The organism is Streptacidiphilus sp. ASG 303, assembly GCF_020991365.1.
Taxonomy (GTDB): domain Bacteria; phylum Actinomycetota; class Actinomycetes; order Streptomycetales; family Streptomycetaceae; genus Peterkaempfera.
In genome coordinates this window covers 12456-29759 of record NZ_JAJLRA010000045.1, presented here as the reverse complement: position 1 = coordinate 29759, position 17304 = coordinate 12456, and the positions used below count along the sequence as shown (strand labels likewise).

Genomic DNA, 17304 nt, shown 5'->3' with positions numbered 1-17304 from the left:
TGCCGGTGATCCCGCCACGGACGACCCCGCCCGTCGGCACCCGGCAGCAGCGGCGCGATCCGCTCCCACGCCGCATCCGTCAACTCACCACGACCCACCACAAGATCAATTATCAGACACGGCCTAGCACCGGCGGGCCGGGCCCCGCCCCGCTGCGCACCTACGGCAACTGGCGCCGCCCCCGCTCGGCGGGCCTGGGCGGCCTGGGCCTGCTCGCGACCGCCGTCCTGTTCGTGCTGCTGGCCGTGTGCGGGGTGCTGCTTCCGCTGGCGCCCCTGGCGGCGGTGACCGTGCTGCTGGCCGGCGCCGTCCTGCTGGGCCCGCTGGCCGTGCGCGACCGGTACGGCCGCCACCTGGGCAGCCACCTGCACGCCCGCGCCGCCTACGGCCTGGGCCGGCTGAAGGGAGAGCACGTGTACCGCAGCGGGATCCTCTCGCGGGTGCCCGGCGGCAGGTGCCTGCTGCCGGGCCTGGCGATGGCCACCGACATGTACGAGGCCCGCGACGGCCTCGGCCGGTCCTTCGGGATGCTGCACTACCGGGAGGCGGACCACTTCGCGGCGGTGCTGCACTGCAACGCGCAGGGCGGCTCGCTGGTCGACCAGGACGACATCGACGCCTGGGTGGCGAACTGGGGCCAGTTCATGCGGCAGATGGGCGCCGAGCCGCACCTGCTGGGCTTCCAGGTCGTGGTGGAGGTCGCCCCCGACAGCGGCGAGCGGCTGCACGGGGAGCTGCAGGCGCAGCGCAGCCCGCACGCCTCGGAGCTGGCACTGCGGGTGATGGCGGCGGTCGACCGCGACTACCCGACGGCCGCGCCGGCGGCGACCGTGCACGTGGCGCTGCTGTGGGACGGCGGGGCGCTGCGCGGGCGGCGGCGGCCGGAGGAGATGGCGGTGCACATCGGGCAGCGGCTGCCGGGGATCACCCAGCAGCTGGCGGCCACCGGGGCGGGCGCCGCGGTGCCGGTCACGGCCATCGGCATCGCCGAGCTGGTGCGCACCGCCTACGAGCCGGCGGTCGCCCCGGTGATCGACCGGGCGCGGGCGGCCCGCAGCGACTCCGGGCTGACCTGGGCGCAGGCCGGTCCGGTGGCGCACGTGGCGGGCGCGCGGAGCTACTGGCACGACGGCAGCCGGTCGGTGACCTGGTTCATGGGCGAGGCGCCGCGCGGCGAGGTGCACTCCGACGTGCTGCACGCGCTGCTGGAGGCCCACCCGGACATCGACCGCAAGCGCGTCGCGCTGGTCTACCGCCCCCACTCCCCCGCGGAGTCTGCGGTGCTGGCCGACCGGGACTACCGGGCCGCCCGGTCGCGGACCATGACCTCGCGCAGCGGGCAGGCGCAGGCCGAGGCGGAGTACGGCGCGGCGGCGCAGTCGCGGCGCGAGGAGGCCCGCGGCGCGGGCCTGACCCTGTTCGGCCTGGTGGTGACCGCGACCGTGGTCACCGGGGAGGACGCCGGGCAGCGGCCGGACGCCGCCGAGGTGGCGGTGGGCAACCTGGCCGCCCCCGCGCGGATCGCGCTGCGCCGCGCCTGGGGCTGCCAGGACGGCGGGTTCCTGGCCGGGCTGCCGATCGGCTGCATCCTGCCGGAGCACCAGGCGTTCAAGCTGCCCCGGGGGCTGTGAGCCCGGTGGGACCGTGGAGGAGGAGCGCCGTGGCGCGCGGGGACAGTCAGGACGGGGCCGGGAGGACCGGATCCGGGAGGGTCGGGGCGCGCGGCATGCGCGGGCGCGGCGGCGGGCGACTGGCGTACCTGGACCGGCCGGCCGAATACCGCGGCACGACCCGGCAGGTGTGCGGGCTGTGGCCGTACGTCACCGGCGCCGGCGCGCCCCTGGTCGGGGTGCCGCTGGGCCGGCACCTGGTGACCGGCTCCACGGTGTGCTGCGACCCGATCGCCTGGTTCGAGCGGTCGCGGCTGATCGCGAACCCGTCGATGTTCACCCTGGCCAAGCCGGGGCTGGGCAAGAGCAGCATCAACCGGCGGATGGTCCTCGGCCTGGACTACCGGGGCACGGTGTCGCTGGTGCCCGGCGACACCAAGGGCGAGTACACCCGGCTCATCCGGGCGCTGGGCGGGGAGGTGATCCGGCTGGGCCGCGGCCAGGGGTCGCTGAACCCGCTGGACCTGGGGCAGATGGGCGCCGCCGCGCGGCGGCTGGCCGGCGCGGCCCGCGAGGAGCTGCTGGCCGAGGCGGTCGGGCGGCGGGCCTCCATGGTGGCGGCGCTGGTGGCCATCGTCCGGCGCGGCCCGGTGGGCGGCGACGAGGAGGCGCTGCTGGGACGGGCGGTGCAGCTGCTGGCCGACCGCGACCTGGGCCGCCCGGCGCTGCTGTCGGACCTGGTGGAGCTGGTGCGGCAGGGCCCCGAGCCGCTGCTGCGGATGACGCTGGCCGACGACGAGGCCGGCTACCGGCAGGCGGTGCGACCGGTGCTGCGCTCCCTGCAGTCGCTGGTCGAGGGGCCGCTGGGCGCCACGTTCAACCGGCAGACCACCCAGCGCCTCGCGCTGGACCGGCCGGTGAGCATCGACCTGTCGGCGATCCCGGCCTCGGAGAAGGTGCTGGAGAGCGCGGTGCTGCTGACCTGCTGGGCGGAGGCCTTCGCCGCGATCGAGGCCCACGACCGCACAGCCGGCACCGACCCGGGCGGGGGCGGAGTCGGCGGTGGCGGCGGGCGGCGGCACTTCTTCGTGGTGCTGGACGAGCTGTGGCGGATCCTGCGCGCCGGGGTGGGGCTGGTCGACCGGATCGACGAGCTCACCCGGCTCAACCGCACCATCGGCATCGGCCAGTCCATGACCACCCACTCCATGGCCGACCTGCTCTCGCTGCCCAGCAGCGAGGACCGCGAGAAGGCCCGCGGCTTCGTGGAGCGCTCCGGGCTGGTGCTCTGCGGCGGCCTGCCGCCCGCCGAGATGACGGCCCTGCAGCAGGCGGTGCAGCTGTCGGAGCGGGAGCGGCAGATGGTCACCCAGTGGTCGGCGCCGGGCAGCATCGACAGCGGCACCGGCGCGGAGGACGCCCCGCCCGGCCGCGGCAGGTTCCTCATCAAGGTGGCCGGGCACCCGGGCATCCCGGTGCGGATCGACCTGACCGCCGAGGAGCTGCCTCTGAACGACACCAACGAGCGGTGGGCCCACCGGGTCGTCGCCACCCCCGGCCCGGAGCAGGGCGCCGGCGCGCCCGGCGTTCCCGGCGGCGAGGAGACGGTGGTCGCCCCGCGGCGGCCCGCCGGGGACGGCGGGCGGCGGTGAGCCGCCCGGCCGACCGGGTCACCCCCGGCCAGTGGGCGGCAGCCGCCGTGGTCGGCTCCCTCGCCCTGGCGGTGGCCGCGCTGGGAACGGCGCTGCTGGGCGGGCAGTGGTGGGCGAGCGGGCGGTGGCCCGACGCCGGCCCGCTGGACGCGGTGGCGGGCCTGGCCGCCGGCACGTGGCACTGGACCGCGGCCGCCGGCGCGGTCCTGGCGCTGGAGCTGCTCACCGCCGCCCTGCTCGCGCTGGCCGCCGCGGCGGCGGTACGCCGGCTGCGGCGCGGCGGGCCGAGCCTGCGCCCGTACCGGCAGGCGGCCCGGCGGATGTCCGGCGGCCGCGACCGGGCCGCGCTGCAGGTGCGCGCCGAGGAGTCGGCGGCCCGGCTCGGCATCGGCGCCGCGCCCGGGGTGCGGCTGGGCCGGCACCTGCCGTCCGGCCGTCCGCTGGTGACGCCGTGGGAGTACCTGTACCTGGTGATCGCCACCTCCGGACGGCACAAGACCTCCGCCCTGGTCGTCCCGCAGATCCTGCGCGCCCCCGGCGCGTGCCTGGCGACCTCGGTCAAGGGCGACGTCGTCGAGGCCACCCGGCTGCCGCGGTCCTACCTGGGCGCCTGCTGGGTCTTCGACCCGCAGCAGCTCGCCGGCGAGCCGCCCGCCTGGTGGTGGAACCCGCTGGCGGACGTGCGCACCCTGGCGGACGCCGAGGACCTGACCGCCGTCCTGGTCGAGGCCGGCAAGGAGGCGGGCGAGCAGGCGCGCCGCGACGGCTTCTTCGACCCCAAGGGCCGCCAGGTGCTGGCCTCCACCCTGCTGGCCGCGGCACTGGACGGTCACAGCCTGGTGCAGGCGTACCTGTGGCTGGCCGACCGAGGCAACAGCGCCCCCGAACGGGTCCTGACCCGGCACGGCATGGGCGTCGCCGCCTCCGGACTGGCCGGCATGCGCGGACTGTCCGACAAGACCGCCGACGGCATCTGGGCCACCGCCGAGATCCACCTGCGGTGGGTGCGCAACGAACAGGTCGCCGCCTGGGTCGTCCCCCAGGGGGAGGGCGCGGGGGACGGGGGACGCGACCCGCGGCCCCGGTTCGACCCGGCCGCGTTCGCCGTCTCCAGCGACACGCTGTACCTGATCTCCCAGTCCGACGGCGCCTCCTCGGCCGCGCCGGTCACCACCGCGCTCACCGCGGCGGTGCTGCGCGCCGCGGACCGGGCCGCGGCCGCCGCGCCGGGCGGACGGCTGCCGGTGCCGCTGTGCGGGGTCCTCGACGAGGTCGCCAACGTCTGCCGCTGGCACGAGCTGCCCGAGCTGTACAGCCACTACCGCTCCAAGGGCATCTGGCTCGCCACCTACCTCCAGACCTGGTCGCAGGGGCTGCAACTGTGGGGCGAGCACCGGCTGAACACCCTGGCCGACAACGCGCAGTGCGTGGTGTACGGCGGCGGCATCACCGACGAGGCGTACCTGGAGCGGCTGTCGAAGGTCATCGGCGAGTGGGACGCCCCGCAGACCACCCGCACCAGCGACGAGCGGCTCCTCGCCGGGGCCGCCTCGGTGGCGCGGAGCACCCGCCGGGAGCGGATCCTGGACGTCGCCGATCTGGCCGCGCTGCCCGAGCGGCACATGGTCGTCACCCTCAGCGGCTCCCGGCCGATGATGGCCACCGCCGAGCCGTACTGGGAGACCGAGCTCGCCGAGGCCGTCGCCGCCTCCCAGCGCCTGTACGGGCGCGCGACGGCCGGGCCCGGCTCCGCACCGGTCCCGACCGCCGACGCCGTACCGCAGCCCGGGGCGACCCCGTGACCGCGCCGGCCCCGGACGGCCTGCCCACCCCGGCCGCCCCGTCGCCGCCATGCACGGAGGACCTCCCAGCCATGGACCTCTCAGTCCCGCCCGTCACCAGCACCCGGAACGACCGCGAAGCCCTCCTGGACTGTCTGCGCGAGGTCGACGACCGCGTCGCCCTCATCGAGCGCTACCTCGACGCCCTGGACGAGCAGCAGACCCTGGCCCCGGAGCCCGACCCGCAGCCGTGGACCGCCCGCGCCGACGCCGACCGGTGGACCGAGCTGGCCGACTGGGTGGACTGGCTCGTCGACACCTACCGGCCCTCCGGCGAACACCGGGTGCCCGCCTGCTGGCCCGCCCACCCCGGCGCCGCCGAGCACCTCGCCGCCCTCCACACCGCCTGGCGCGGCGCCATGGCCAAAGAGGCCGCCGAACCGGGCCTGTCCGAGGCCTCCGCCTACTGGCACGACCGCTTCCTGTGGCCGCTCCTCGCCCGGGTCCGCGCCATGGTCCCCAACGACTGCCTCAACCTCGCCCACCGTCCCCCGGATCCGGCAGACCCTACCGACCGGACCCTGATGCCACACGAATCTGGCCTGGGCCGCAGGGAAGAGTTGATAGTGCCGTAACGCCGCGAGATGGCCCATTTGAGAAATATGAAAATTTAACCCTTACCACATTTTCCAGCCACAGCAGGCCTTCCCTCATTGCCGCAATAAAAGAAAGCAAAAATAAGGAAAATAAAACCTTTCAACCACTCGCCGCTCGCAGAAAAAATCAACCCCTCACCCAATGGCTTTGATGCGCTTGAAATATTCTCGCTACATCGCCTTGCTGGATCAAATTAAGCACTAGTGGCCCCGGCATCGAATGCCGGGGCCACTGCCATGACGAGGCTACTACTCCCAACCCGTGGCGGCGCGGATTATATCGCGCTCTTCAGGTGTGGGCGTGCGAAAATCAAGGCGATTCCCATACCAGTCAAGCATGCCCCTACTGATATCGGCGGCCAGCTCGTCCAGGTCATCGGTCTCGAACATGTCGTTCACATCCGCAGGATGGCCAGGTGAGGCTGGCTGGAAAAGGTAGACCTGAATATACTTCACATCCCCCTCTCCCCGATCATAAGCAAGACTACCAGCGGCGACACGCAGATAAAAATCTCGCCCTTCAGCATCTGCACCGATACCCAGGAGTCCATTTATGCTCGAATATTCCTGGCTCATGCACGCCCCATCCTCTCGCGAATTCGAACTACCACCATCGACGGTGGTAAACGTGATAATTGTTCTTCCACTTACCCTTGGGGGACTTCCTGTACTGGAAGTTTGACTTCCAGTGGCCATCCGATTTGTGCTGTGGACGCCGCCACTGCCGCAGACCGTCCCGGGAAATCCGACCCAGCTTTTTTCCGAAGCTCCTGGAGCCGCGGCCTGTCCACATACGACCGGCCAGCCATGATGTCGCGCGACTGGCACGGATACCGCCATCCATGCCCTTCGCAGCACGTGCGATACGAACGATTCGGTACGCGCGGTAACCCCAAGTCAGTGCACCAACGCCTGGCACAAACCCTACTGCAGTGAGTGCGATATCAACCTTGTGGTGCGATGCCCACTTGCCTATGGACCTCCAACCCCACCTGCCGTCGAGGTCATAGCAGCTGATCGGGTCGGCGGTGCAATAGTCGTAGGCGTTGGCGTTGCCGCCGGGAACGGGGTCGACGCTGAGGAAGCGCCCGGCGGTGGGGTCGTAGAGGCGGATGCCCATGAGGGTGAGGCCGGTGAGGGTCTCGGAGGATCGCTGCTTGGCGCCGAGCCAGCCGTAGCGGGTGGCGGGAGTGCCAGAGAGGGGGTTGCCGTATTCGTCGGCCTGCAGGACGGTCGGGTTGACCGCGGTGTCCAGCGGGTACTGGAGCGCGACGTCGCCGTGGATGTTGGTGAGCTGCAGGACGGTGCTGCCGGTGTCCGAGGTGACGGCGGCGAGGTCGCCGGTGAGGTCCTGGACGTTGCGGGTGACGATGCGGCCGGTGGAGTTCTCCAGGGTCCAGTCGGGGCTGTCGCTGCTGTTGCCGTAGTGGTTGGTCTTGGCGGCGGTGAGGTTCCAGGTGGTGCCGCTGTCCGGGGTGGTCTCGGTGGTCCAGGAGGCGAGGCGGCCTGCCGGGTCCAGGGCCCAGGTCTGCCGCTTGCCGCCGCTGGTCTGGGAGCGGACGAGGTCGTTGGTGTAGTAGGCGAGCTGGTTGCCGCCGGCCTGGGTGGTGGTGCGGCCGAACGCGTCGTAGACGGTGCCGGCGGTGATCAGGCGGTCGGCGCTGTCGTAAGTCAGCGTGGCCGCGGTGCCAGTGGCGCAGGGGCTGCCGGGGGCACTGGTGGCGGTGGCGTAGCTGGTGCGGTTGGTGTTGGCGTCGAAGCCGTAGCTGCGGCGGGTGCAGGAGTTGTCGGTGCCGGTGTCGTCGGTGCGGGTGAGGCGGCCGATCGGGTCGTAGGTGTAGTGCTGGCTGGTGGTGCCGCCGGTGGTGGCCGCGTGGTCGGCGGTCTGGCCGTGGACGGTCTGGTCGGCGGTGTCGGCGAGCAGGACGGTGCTGTCGCTGGTGCGGGTGTAGGTCTGGCCGGTCTGGGCTCCGGCCTCGTCCTGGGTCAGCGTCTGGGTGATGCCGCCGGGCAGGGTCTGGGTGGCCAGGTCGCCGTCGTCGTCGTAGGCGGCGGTGAAGGTGCCGGCCACGGAGTCGGTCAGCGAGGTGGCGACGCCGCGGGGGTCCTTGGCGGTGTCGTAGGTCCAGGTGGTCGTGGAGGGGGCGGAGTCGGTGGCCTTGACCGGGCGGTCGAGGGCGTCGTACTGGGTGGTCGTGGTGTTGCCGGAGCCGTCGGCGTAGGAGATAGCCCGGCCGAGGGCGTCGTAGGTCGTGGTGATCGTGCCGCTGGTGGAGGCGGTGGTGGCGACGTCGCCGGTGGCGGGGTCGTAGGTGGTGGTGGTGTCGGGGACGGCGGTGCCGGTCCCGCCGGTGACGGCGGTCTTGGTGGCGCGCCCGGCGGCGTCGTAGGTCGTGGTGGTGGTGCGGGTGACGCCGTTGGCGGTCTCGGTGACGGTGTCCGGGCTGCCCCAGCGGTTGTAGGTGGTGGTCTCGGTGGGCAGCTGGGCGGGGTTGGAGCCGCCGCCGGTGATCGCACCGGCCGGGCCGGTGGAGCAGACGAGGTCGGCCCATTCGGGGCGGCCGTTGCACGCTCCGGTGCCGGTGGCGGACCAGTAGGTGGTCACGGTGGCGCCGGCGTCGGTGCCGTTGGACTTGGGCAGGGTGGTCTTGGTGACCCGGCCCTGGGTGTCGTAGGCGGTGGTCTTGGTGATCTTCAGGCCGGACGGGTCGTCGACGGTGCTGGTGGGCAGGCCCTTGACCCAGTCGTAGGCGGTGGCGGAGGTGCGGGTGTCGGCGTCACCGGGGTAGCCGTCGATCCAGGCCCCGGTGGTGACGGTGGTGGGCTGGTCGCTGACCGTCGCGGAGCCGTCGGTGGGGCGGCCCTCGTCGTAGGCGGTGACGGTGTGGGCGCGGGCGGGGGCCTGGGTGCCGGCCGGGAGGGCCGGGTTGCTGCCCGCGGCAGCGAGGTCGTGCTCCAGGGTGACCTGGTGCAGCGGCCCGAAGGTCTCCAGTTCGCGCTGGCCGTCGGCGCTGTAGACCGAGGTGGTCGACAGCAGGTCCGCGCGGTCGGCGGCGGGGAGCTTGTCGATGTTCAGCTGCTGCTGCTCGGTCAGGCCGGTGCCGCTGGTGGCCAGGGCCAGGCGGCGGTTGGAGTCGCTGAGCTCGCGGACGGTGTTGCCGTACCGGTCGTAGGCGGTGGTGGTGAGGTGGCCGCCGGGCGCGGCGGTGTTGACCTCACGGCCGGAGGCGTTGGTGTAGCTGAGGGTGGCCCGCTTGTAGTCGGTGCCGGTCAGGGCCGATCCGTCGTGGGAGGCGGGGACCTGGTCGGCGGGAAAGACGGCGGTGGCGTCGGTGGGGGCGTCGCTCTGCCCCCAGGCGGCCACGTCCGCGATGCCCATCTGGTTGGGCGCCTTGGTGCCGGTCAGCGGCACGTTGTAGACGACGCTGGTGGTCGCGGTGCCGTTGGTCTGGGTGGCGCTGCCGGGGGTGAGGGTGGGCCGGGAGGCGTCCAGGAGCATGCCCTCACCGGCAACGGCCGAGCTGCCGACCTTGGCGTAGGTGAAGGTCCACGGCAGCTCGCCCGGCGGGGTGAGGGTGGTGACGCGGCCGTTGGCGTCGTAGGTGTAGGCGGTCTTCAGCGCGGGGCTGATCCGCGGGTCCCACACCTCGCGCAGCCGGCCGGAGGCGTCGTAGGCGTACTGGGTGACGACGGTGGTGGTGGAGGCGGAGTCGCCGGGGGTGGTGGCCCACAGCTTGATCTGCTTGACCTGGCCGGCGTAGTCGCCGAGCGTCGAGCCGGCCGCGGTGGTGGCGGTGGCGTAGACGTACTCCAGCATCCGGCAGCCCTTGGTGGCCGGGGTGGCCTGGCAGGTGGCCGGGTCCGCGATCGCGGAGGTGGGGGCGATGACGTACTTGGGGCGGACCTTGCCGCCGGTCTGCACGACGTCGGGGACCACGGTGGTGGTCGAGTTGGCGGTGGCCAGGCGGCTGGTGGCCAGCTGCCAGGTGCTCGCCCCGGCGGGCTTGGTGAAGGTGGTGGTGGTGCCCTCGGTGTCCTTCAGGACCAGGGTCGCGTCACCGGTCTTCCCGGTCAGGGTGAGGTCCTCGGAGCCCGGCTCGGGGGTCCAGGTGCCGGCTGCGGCGTCCTTGAGCGTGAAGCCGGTCTCGTCGCCCTCGGCGTCGACCAGGGCGAGGGAGGTGGGGGTGGCGGTGCGGACGTAGGCCCAGTCGGAGTCGGTGATCTCCGCGGTGGTGCCGGCCGACCACTGCGGACCGAAGATCGCGGCCTGGCCGGTGGCGTCCGCGCCGGCGGTCGGCCTCCGCGAGGAGAAGGTCCGACTGACCGAGAGGTCGAACGCGGAGGCGTCGGTGCCGGACAGGGTGTAGTCGCCGGTGAGGTCGTTGACCTGGCCGGGTCCCACCGCGTCGCTGGGCGCGGTGCCGGCGTTGCGGTCCACGGTGACGGTGTGCGGGTCCGAGGCGTCGGTGAGGGTGCCGTCGGTGAACACCGCGCGCACGTCCACCGGGCCGTCGGCGGCGAGGCTGTCGGTGATGTTCCAGCTCAGGTCTGCGGGCACGCCGCCGGTGACCGGGAGCGGCCACGCGGAGGGCGTGGTGCCGTCGGAGGTGCGGCGGGTGTCGGCGACGGGCACGTCGTGCCAGGTGTCGGCCGCGCCGCGGCGGTACTGGTAGGTGACGCCGGTGTCGGACGGCTTGCCCTGCGAGGACAGGCCGGTGCGGCGGGCGGGACGCTCGCCGTCGCCGGGGGCGTTCAGGGCGGCGCCGGAGCCGGCGTAGAAGGTGTAGGCGGTGTCCGGGGTCGCCGACAGGTTCGCGGCGTTGTCACGGGTGCGGACCGTGAGGGTGTGCTTGCCGGACGTGAACGGCAGCCCGGTGGAGACGGCCTGGCCGGTGGAGGGAATGGAGTGCCAGGTACCGCCGTCGAGGTTGTAGATGACGTCGTGGACGTCGCCGGTGGGCGGGGTGAAGGTGAAGGTGCCTCGGTAGGTGCCCGAGGCGTCCGGGGTGCCGGACCAGGCGCCCGCAGGGAAGTCGCTGGAGGAGATCGCGGTCCTGCCCGGGGCGGTGGTGTCCACCGTGATGAGCTTGTCGGCGCTGAAGGTAGGGGAGAGGGCGCCGGTGGCGTCCTTGGCCTTGGCCCGCACCTTGTACTTGTGGCCGTTGACGAGCTTGCCGGCGGCCACGGTCGCGGTGGAGGTCCCCCCGGAGGTGACGGTGGTGCCGGTGATGCCGGACTGGACCAGGACGTCGCTGCCGGAGGTGTAGTCGTACAGGTCGAAGAGGCCGGTGACGTTGCCGCCGTCGGGGTCGGAGACCTTCGCCGACAGCTTGGAGGTCAGCGAGTTGGTGAAGCCGAGCGCGCCGCCGGCCAGGCCACCGTCCGGGGTCATGGTCGGGGTGTCTGCGGCCGGGTAGCGGTTGTAGGTGACCACCAGCGTCGGCGGGTTGGAAGCGGCGTTGGCGGAGTTCACCCGCTTCCACTGCGAGGTGACCGTCTCGTTCGAGCCCCGCAGGCCCATGTTCGAAGAGGCGTTGCCCGCCGCCGCCCATGCCTGCGCCAGCGAGGTGACGTCAGCGTTGATCCAGCCGTCCGGCTGCGAGGCGCAGCCGGGGTTGCCCTTGGTCTCTGTGGAGGTGGCGTACCTGGTGTTCCAGGTGGGCTGTGCGGTCCAGCGCGAGGCGGTGGAGGGCTTGCCGGTGTCCCATACCTCCCAGGTGTATGGGGGACCATCCCCGCGGGTGCGGGGAGCAGACTCGACGACCTGCGGCTTTCCGCGGCTGACGAGCCGAAATTCCACACTTTCGCCGACTCGGACATTTCAGACACGATAGGTGCGGCTCGGCCCGGCCCGGACCCGTCCACTAGAGCACAGGCTCCGGCGCACGGGCCCGGACGGGACGTCAGCTGGCGCGCATCCGCTCCAGCATCACGTCGATGACGGCCACCAGCTCCCGCGGGGGCAGGGCGCGCATCAGGACGTCCGCGTTGTGCTCTGCCGGAGCGCCGGGGAGGAGCGGGGCCATGACCGGTCCGGCGGCGTCCCGGGACGGGGCGGCCGCGGAGGTGTTTACGTCGTAAACACCCTGGGCGGGTTCGGGCCGGGGGGCCGGCACCTCCCCCTCCGCCGCGCCGCCGGTCTCCCCGGGGGTGTTTACGGCGTAAACAGCCTCGGGCTCCGAGGGCTCCACGGGAGGGGTGTCCGTCGAGGCGCGCGGACGCTTCGGCGGGACCTGGGCCCGGGACTTGAGCTCCTGCCGCACGGCGTCGGCCTGCGCCTCCGGCGCGAGGCGGCCGACCTTGCGGGCGACCTCCACCGGGATCGCCTTCTCCTCCACGGCCTGCTGGAGCTCGGGGGTGAGCTCCAGCAGGGTGAGCCGCTGCGAGACGAAGCCGTTGGACTTGCCCAGCCGCTTGGCGACCTGCCGCTGCGACCCGTGGACCTCCACCAGTCGCTGCAGGGCCCGTGCCTCGTCCAGCGGGTCAAGCGCCTCGTGCTGCACGGCGGCGACGAGGGCGTTCTCCAGGATGCTGTCGGAGTCCGCGGCGAGGTCGTCGTCGACGTGCACCGGGACGTCGGCGAGGCCGGCCTGCTGGGCGCCCATGTAGCGGCGGTTGCCGTCCAGGACGACGTATGCCGCGTCGCCGATGGCGGCCCCGTCCCCGGGGTGCGCGGCGAGGAACGCCTTGCGCGTGACCACGGTGAGCGGCTGGATGACCCCGCGCTCGCGGAGGCTGTCCGCCATCTCCTCCACGGCCCTGACGGTCAGCCGGGGGTTGTGGGGGTTGTTCGCGAGCCGGTCCAGTGGCAGCCGGACGGTGCCGCCCACGGGTGCGGGCGCCGCCGGCCGCGGCACTACGGGGGCGTCGGGCTTGGCGCCGACCTGGCCGACCAGGGACGCCAGGCTGGTGCGCTTGCTGCTCATCGCTTGCCCCCCGAGAGGACGACCTCGAGGGCGAGCTTGTAGAAGTCCTCGCGGGCCTGCAGGTGGACCCGGTTCGCGGGGTACTGGGTGACGACCTGGCCCTCGGCCGCGGCCCGCTCGTGGACCTTGTAGTGGCGGATCACGCTCGAGGCGAGGGGCCAGCCGTTGGCCTTGACGAAGTCCTTGGTCTGCTCCAGGTCGATGGTGCCGTCGCGGGGGTCCCAGTCGTTGATGACAACCGTGTAGGGCAGGCCGCGCGGGGCGATGACCTTCTCGATGGTGTTCTGGGTCGGCCCGAACCCGAGGGGGGCGGGCATCAGCGGCACGATCACGTCGTCCGCGCTGTCGAGGGCGGCGCGCAGCGCGTCGGCGGCGTGGCCGGAGCCGAGCGGGTCGGCGTCGCGGCCGGTCTGGGCGGCGTTGCTCTTGGAGAGCTCGAGCCAGCCAGGGGTGTCGACGAAGATGTGCTCGACAGTGTCGACCTGCTTGAGCTGGGCGAGGCCGTCGATCTCGTCGGAGGCGTCGACGAAGAGGAAGGGCAGGTCCTCGCCGACCCGCTCCGCCCACCAGGTGGTGGAGCCCTGGGGGTCGATGGAGACGGCGCAGACCGGGGGGGTGTCACCGGTGGTCCGACCCTTCAGGGCCTCGGCGGTGACGGCGGCAAGGTTGACCGTGAGGGTGGACTTGCCGACGCCGCCCTTCTGGTTGAGCAGAAGATGCACGTGTGCCATGGAGCTATCCGTTCGCTTCCCGATGGTGCTGGTACTTCGGACGCTGCACAGCATTCCAGAAGATCGCGTGGAAGACGGAGTGGCTTGCATTGGTCGGCGTGGCAGATGTTTACGCCGTAAACACCCACCGCCTTTGGAAGCGTTGCCGCGGGCGGGAGTTGGCGTGGGAGGACGCCGACGGGGCGGAGCGCGCCTTGGCGCCCCCGGACGCGCCGCACGATGCCTGGAAGGATCGCTCCCCGGGTGGCGCCGGGTCAGTTCTGCGAGGAGGAGCCGTGCCGGGACCAGTGGTGGTGCTGCGGCTCCTCGAGGCGCGCGCCTTCGAGGACGTCCTGGCCGATGTGCACCCGTGGCTGGACGCCTTCTGCACGGCGGTCACGGCCGAGGCGGACGGCCTGTCCTTCCACGTGCGGGACGGGACAGCCCTCGGCCCGCGCACCCCGGACACCACCGGCACCGGTCCGTTCCTCCTGGAGGACGACGGCTGCGCGGCCGCGGAGGGCGAGGACTGGTCGGCCCTCTCTCCTCTGCCTGTGCCTTCCGTGTCCGCGTCGGGGCTGGTCCTCGGCGCCTTCTGCTCGGGTCCGGTGAACCATGCGCTCCTCGGCCGCCTGGCCCTCGCCCTCGCCCCCCGTCTCGATGCGCTGGTCGACTTCGACGGCGTCCTGGGCTGCGCCGCCCCGGGCCAGGGGGCGGCGGACGGGACGGGCCTGGCCGAGGCGAGGGCCCTGGTGCCGTCCCTCCCGGGCAGGATCGCGGAGGTCTCGTACGGCACGGGAGCCGATGGGCGCCGGTACCGGCACATCGGTGATGCGGATTTCCTGGCGGCCTGGCTGGACCACCCCGCCTTCTGCCTGGTCACGTAGCGCGGGCCCTCAAGCCGGCGGGAACGGCGACACGACGATGGGGACCGCGTGGTGCTGGCGCCACGGGAAGGCCGGTGACGTCAGGGGGCACGAGGGAGAGCCTGCGCGACGCCGTGTTCCGCACTGGCCTCGGGCGCCGGGGCCATCCCTCTGAGGACGCCCTTTCGATGTCCGCGGCTGCGGAGTCGTTGACCGGGACCGTGTTCGCCGCGGCCCCGTCCCCACGATGGGAGGGTACGAGGGGTGGTCGGACGCGCTGGTACGGGCCCATCGCTCCTCGGCATCCGGGGCGCTGTCCGCATCCGGTACGTGAAAGTTGAGGTGCCGGGCGGAGGCCGCCCGGGCGGCCCTGCATCCAGCAGTGGCTCCGTTACCAGGGGTCAGTTCAGGAGTCGGGTCACGACGCCCGAGCCGGCGGCGCGGCCGTGGTGCCGGAAGACGAAGGGCTGGCCTTCCTCCAGGGCGACAGGCCGTTCGAGCGTGACCACCACCGCGCCCATGTGAAGCGGGGGCAGTGTGTCCCCGCCCTGCGACAGCGCCACGTGACCCATCACCACGGCAGCGCGGAGGTGGAACTGGAGACGGTCGCCGGTGTGTACGTCAGCGCCGCCTTCCTCGTCGGACAGCAGCGTGATGTCCGCTGCGAAGCCGACGTGTTCGCTGACCGAGCCGGGTGCCGCGAGCACCTGGCCCCGCTCGACAGCACTGGCCGCCGTACCGGGCAGCAGCAGGCCCACGTTCATGCCTGCGCGTGCCTCGTCGGTACGGCGGCGGCAGACCTCGACGGCCCCGACAGGAACGACCGCGCCTCCACCGAAGCCGATGATCTCCACCTGGTCACCCGTGCGGACGCACCCGCGCTCGATCCGGCCGACCGGCATGACCGCCCGCCCCTGGTTCAGGCGGAAGACATCCTCGACATGCATCAGGAAGGGTCTCTCTGCCGCATTCACAAGGCTCCCTTTCCCGCCGTCGGCCACAATGGACCGCCGAGGGTAGCAAGAGTCACCGATCGTGGGCCGATGCCGACCTGCGAGAGAAGTGGGCCGACCCGGACTTCACGCTTGAGCAGCGGCAGGCCGCCATCGCCGAGAGCCTGATAGCCGTGGTGGTCCAGCCGGCCGGCGGAGGACGCAAGGCCTTCGGCCACAGCAAGATCGAGCCCATCTGGCGAGACCATGGTGCCGAATTGCCCGGTTAGACCCATCCCGGCCAGGCTGTCGGATCGAGACGTTGTGCTGGTATGCGATCACCTTGGCAGGATGGCGCAATGCGCATCACCGCTCTCACCGCGTTCATCCTTTCCATAGCCCTCAGCCTGACAGCGTGCTCCAGCGCGGGCGTCACCGGCAAGGCCAAGGCAACCCCCACGGAGACCGCAGTGTCCGCAACGCCGGGAGCGCCCACCGCCAGCGTCGACGCAACCGGTGTCAGCGTGTCCGACGCAGCCCAGGCTCTTGCCCACGCAACGGGCGTCGAGGACCTTGGCCACGTCCGAGACGTCAGCAGCGTCCTGTGCCCGGGCGGCGGTGGCTGTACGCAGGCACTCATGACCGACACCGTGAGCATCTACGCATTTCCTACCGAGGCGATGGCCAAGGACTGGTGCGAGTTCATGAGGACGGTGAACAACGACTGGCGGGCTGCCGGGCCGTTCGCTCTCTCCTGGACCAGCCCGAAGTCGGTGCGTGTCCCCAAAAGCAAGCGTGCCGAACTGGTCAGGAGCCTGGAGGCATTCCTCAAGCAGAGGGCCGCACGGCAATCCGTGTAGCGCCAAGCCCCCGACCACCTCATCCGCTTCCAGGCCGTAGATCCGTCCAACCTGCCGCTTCCACTCCCGGGACCGCGCGGGAGCACGCCGCACGTGCTCCCGCGCCCGCTCCTCCGGGGTCGGGACGCGCACCGGCCGTTTGTCCGCCTGCCGACGGGGAGGGTGTGTCTGGCCAACCGTCCGGACCCCGATCGTGCAGCCTGCGCTCGACCAGGGCGTTCATCGCAACCTCCGGGCAGCGTTGGGGCGGAGAACGGCGACGCGGCGGGCACCTGGTCGAGGGGCCGTATCACGTCGTCCTGCCCTGTCCGTTGCGACGCGGATTCACAGCACGCCCGGAGCGGGTCCGCTGGGTACCGGGCTGCGGTCGTCTCCGGAAGAACAGCTGGGGGTGTTTACGTCGTAAACACCCCGGCGCGGGAGAGGCTGCCTCAGGTGTCCGATCGGCCTCTTCGGGCGTCGTCTCCATGGGTGATCGAGCGCAGATGCCCCGGGAGACCGGGACTTCGGTTGCTGATGCGACGATGCGCGGATGCGCGGCGTCCATGATCTGATCGACATCGACGATCCAGCCTGGCCGCTTCTCCTGCAGGAGCTGTCCGGGAGCGGGGTGTCCGTTGAGGTGCTGCCGGGCGATGTCGAGCTGGGCCGTGCCTCTCTGTTGCAGCTGCAGGTCTCCGCGCGGTCGTTCCTGGGCGGCATCGTGCTGAACTGCGGCGGCCTGCTCGTGGACAGCGGATGGCTGCGGATCTTCGGCAGCCCGCGTGACACCGGGGCAGGAGGGATGCCCAGCCTGGCGGGGATCAACGCGATGCCGCCGACGTTCGATTCGGGCTGGCGGCCCGAGGCAGGTCTCGTGGTCGCACACGATGTCCTGGGCGGGGTCTTCGCGCTCAACGGGAGTGAGCCCGCTCGTGCCGGTCGGCCCGGAGAGCCGGGTGAGGTCGTGTACTTCTCCCCTGACTCGCTCCGATGGGAGGCCTTGGGAGCCAGCCATGCGGCATGGCTGTCCTGGGTTCTGTCCGGAGGACTCGAGCAGTTCTACCAGAGCCTGCGGTGGGACGGCTGGTGCCGTCAGGTCTCCGGGCTGAACGGTCGGCAGGGGCTATCGTTCTTTCCGCCGCTCTGGTCGGCCCAAGGCCGCCACGACCTGGCGGCGACCAGCCGCCGTGCGGTGCCGATGGCCGAGCTCCTGGGCGTGAGTCGCGACTGGCAGGGGCCAGCCGGAATTCCCCATGGACGGCCGGTTCCGGCGTCCCGTTGCCAGCCAGGTGCCCTCCCCGCTCGCGGCCAGAAACACGCTCCGTGACA

At 72.2% G+C, this 17304-nt stretch carries 13 protein-coding genes; 7 read left to right on the top strand and 6 right to left on the bottom strand.

Annotated features, from left to right (window positions below; genetic code table 11):
• A partial coding sequence (locus tag LO771_RS31545; RefSeq protein ID WP_374228235.1) for a transposase occupies positions 1 to 101 on the bottom strand: 101 nt, incomplete at its 3' end.
• Here LO771_RS31545 and LO771_RS28940 point away from each other — a divergent pair.
• The 4 genes from LO771_RS28940 (at position 75) to LO771_RS28925 (ending at position 5678) form a co-directional block, all read left to right on the top strand.
• Positions 75 to 1631, top strand: coding sequence for an SCO6880 family protein (locus tag LO771_RS28940; protein ID WP_374228273.1), 1557 nt, complete (start codon positions 75 to 77; stop codon positions 1629 to 1631). The genes LO771_RS31545 and LO771_RS28940 overlap by 27 nt on opposite strands.
• A gap of 95 nt (positions 1632 to 1726) precedes the next feature.
• Positions 1727 to 3262 (top strand): ATP/GTP-binding protein, encoded by a 1536-nt coding sequence (locus LO771_RS28935; protein ID WP_230747938.1) that lies wholly within the window; start codon positions 1727 to 1729, stop codon positions 3260 to 3262.
• A complete protein-coding gene (locus LO771_RS28930; RefSeq protein WP_230747936.1) occupies positions 3259 to 5064 on the top strand; it encodes a type IV secretory system conjugative DNA transfer family protein in 1806 nt (601 codons plus the stop codon). The genes LO771_RS28935 and LO771_RS28930 overlap by 4 nt, the downstream gene beginning before the upstream one ends.
• A 71-nt stretch (positions 5065 to 5135) precedes the next feature.
• Positions 5136 to 5678 carry a hypothetical protein gene (locus tag LO771_RS28925; protein WP_230747934.1) on the top strand — a complete coding sequence of 181 codons (543 nt, stop codon included), beginning with the start codon at positions 5136 to 5138 and terminating at the stop codon, positions 5676 to 5678.
• Between the two features lie 270 nt (positions 5679 to 5948).
• Here LO771_RS28925 and LO771_RS28920 read toward each other — a convergent pair whose 3' ends face one another.
• The 4 genes from LO771_RS28920 to LO771_RS28900 form a co-directional block, all read right to left on the bottom strand.
• Positions 5949 to 6275 (bottom strand): hypothetical protein, encoded by a 327-nt coding sequence (locus LO771_RS28920; protein WP_230747932.1) that lies wholly within the window; start codon positions 6273 to 6275, stop codon positions 5949 to 5951.
• 28 nt (positions 6276 to 6303) lie between these two features.
• Positions 6304 to 11499, bottom strand: a complete 5196-nt coding sequence (locus tag LO771_RS31540) for an RHS repeat-associated core domain-containing protein (protein ID WP_308189029.1) — start codon at positions 11497 to 11499, stop codon at positions 6304 to 6306.
• 103 nt (positions 11500 to 11602) lie between these two features.
• Positions 11603 to 12625 (bottom strand): ParB/RepB/Spo0J family partition protein, encoded by a 1023-nt coding sequence (locus tag LO771_RS28905; protein WP_230747930.1) that lies wholly within the window; start codon positions 12623 to 12625, stop codon positions 11603 to 11605.
• Positions 12622 to 13356 (bottom strand): ParA family protein, encoded by a 735-nt coding sequence (locus tag LO771_RS28900; RefSeq protein WP_230747928.1) that lies wholly within the window; start codon positions 13354 to 13356, stop codon positions 12622 to 12624. Before LO771_RS28900 ends, LO771_RS28905 begins: the two co-directional genes overlap by 4 nt.
• Before the next feature lie 275 nt (positions 13357 to 13631).
• Between LO771_RS28900 and LO771_RS28895 the strand changes: the two genes are divergently transcribed.
• Complete coding sequence (locus LO771_RS28895; protein WP_230747926.1) at positions 13632 to 14222, top strand: DUF6368 family protein; 591 nt, start codon at positions 13632 to 13634, stop codon at positions 14220 to 14222.
• Between the two features lie 380 nt (positions 14223 to 14602).
• Here the strand turns inward: LO771_RS28895 and LO771_RS28890 are convergent, their stop codons facing one another.
• Positions 14603 to 15148 (bottom strand): EF-Tu/IF-2/RF-3 family GTPase, encoded by a 546-nt coding sequence (locus LO771_RS28890; RefSeq protein WP_230747924.1) that lies wholly within the window; start codon positions 15146 to 15148, stop codon positions 14603 to 14605.
• 344 nt (positions 15149 to 15492) lie between these two features.
• On the opposite strand from LO771_RS28890, the gene LO771_RS28885 reads away from it, so the two are divergent.
• Together LO771_RS28885 and LO771_RS28880 are read left to right on the top strand one after the other, a co-directional pair.
• A complete protein-coding gene (locus tag LO771_RS28885; protein ID WP_230747915.1) occupies positions 15493 to 15993 on the top strand; it encodes a hypothetical protein in 501 nt (166 codons plus the stop codon).
• A gap of 532 nt (positions 15994 to 16525) precedes the next feature.
• A complete protein-coding gene (locus tag LO771_RS28880; RefSeq protein WP_230747913.1) occupies positions 16526 to 17302 on the top strand; it encodes a DUF2625 family protein in 777 nt (258 codons plus the stop codon).
• The last annotated feature ends 2 nt before the right edge of the window (positions 17303 to 17304 follow it).

What these genes read in the sequence shown, in the direction of transcription:
- LO771_RS28935 (WP_230747938.1), top strand. Translation starts at nt 1,727, where the DNA reads ATGCGCGGGCGCGGCGGCGGGCGACTGGCGTACCTGGACCGGCCGGCC.
- LO771_RS28925 (WP_230747934.1), top strand. Translation starts at nt 5,136, where the DNA reads ATGGACCTCTCAGTCCCGCCCGTCACCAGCACCCGGAACGACCGCGAA.
- LO771_RS28920 (WP_230747932.1), bottom strand. Translation starts at nt 6,275, where the DNA reads ATGAGCCAGGAATATTCGAGCATAAATGGACTCCTGGGTATCGGTGCA.
- LO771_RS28905 (WP_230747930.1), bottom strand. Translation starts at nt 12,625, where the DNA reads ATGAGCAGCAAGCGCACCAGCCTGGCGTCCCTGGTCGGCCAGGTCGGC.
- LO771_RS28900 (WP_230747928.1), bottom strand. Translation starts at nt 13,356, where the DNA reads ATGGCACACGTGCATCTTCTGCTCAACCAGAAGGGCGGCGTCGGCAAG.
- LO771_RS28890 (WP_230747924.1), bottom strand. Translation starts at nt 15,148, where the DNA reads ATGCATGTCGAGGATGTCTTCCGCCTGAACCAGGGGCGGGCGGTCATG.
- LO771_RS28885 (WP_230747915.1), top strand. Translation starts at nt 15,493, where the DNA reads ATGCGCATCACCGCTCTCACCGCGTTCATCCTTTCCATAGCCCTCAGC.
- LO771_RS28880 (WP_230747913.1), top strand. Translation starts at nt 16,526, where the DNA reads ATGCGCGGCGTCCATGATCTGATCGACATCGACGATCCAGCCTGGCCG.